This is a genomic window from Arenibacter sp. S6351L, assembly GCF_023016025.1.
Taxonomy (GTDB): Bacteria; Bacteroidota; Bacteroidia; order Flavobacteriales; family Flavobacteriaceae; genus Arenibacter; species Arenibacter algicola_B.
This window is the reverse complement of record NZ_JALKBB010000103.1, coordinates 1-629: the sequence shown is the minus strand read 5'-3', so window position 1 is coordinate 629 and position 629 is coordinate 1. Positions and strand designations below refer to the sequence as shown.

Sequence of the window (629 nt, the reverse complement as noted above, 5' to 3'; positions counted from 1 at the left end):
AGTCTTTTCTTATGTTTTCTGCGCAGCTTTAGCCCCATCTTCCTATACACCCGCAGTACACGTTTTCGGTTCCATTTATGGCCTTCACGACGAAGCCGTTTGTAATAAACCTCAAATCCCCTTGTCGGCAATTCTTCCGCCAATCTTGATAGTGCATCGATTACCCCGGTATCGTCCTTTTGCGTGTGGTAGTACCACATTGAACGGGCCAGCCCGATCAATTCACAGGATCGCGATACACAGACCGAATACGTCTCTTGGAGATATTTGGCACGGTGCTTCTTGTCGGAAGGCCCTAGAACTTTTTTGACAGTACGTCCTTTAGCATACGTACATCCAGACTTACATCCGCATACATCTGCTTGAGCTTGCGGTTTTCATCCTCAAGCTCCTTCAACCGTTTCATATGGGCCACTTCCATGCCACCATATTTCTTGCGCCAATAGTAAATGGTACTCTTGTCAATGCCGAGTTCCCTGGCAACTTCGGGCACTCCGCGTCCCTGTTCGATCTCTTTGAGGGTCTTAATGATCTGGCTTTCGCTAAACTTGCTTTTCTTCATGTGACAGTTAAAATTTAAAATTAATAAATTCGAATTTTATACTGTCCTATTTTTAGGGAAGGCTACA

The 629-nt window shown here is 45.2% G+C and carries 2 protein-coding genes; both read right to left on the bottom strand.

The genetic code is table 11. From position 1 onward, the window contains the following. A partial coding sequence (locus MWU82_RS24080; RefSeq protein ID WP_247098304.1) for an IS3 family transposase occupies window positions 1-200 on the bottom strand: 200 nt, incomplete at its 3' end. 95 nt (window positions 201-295) lie between these two features. Then, complete coding sequence (locus tag MWU82_RS24075) at window positions 296-562, bottom strand: transposase (RefSeq protein ID WP_247098303.1); 267 nt, start codon at window positions 560-562, stop codon at window positions 296-298. Window positions 563-629 lie beyond the last annotated feature (67 nt).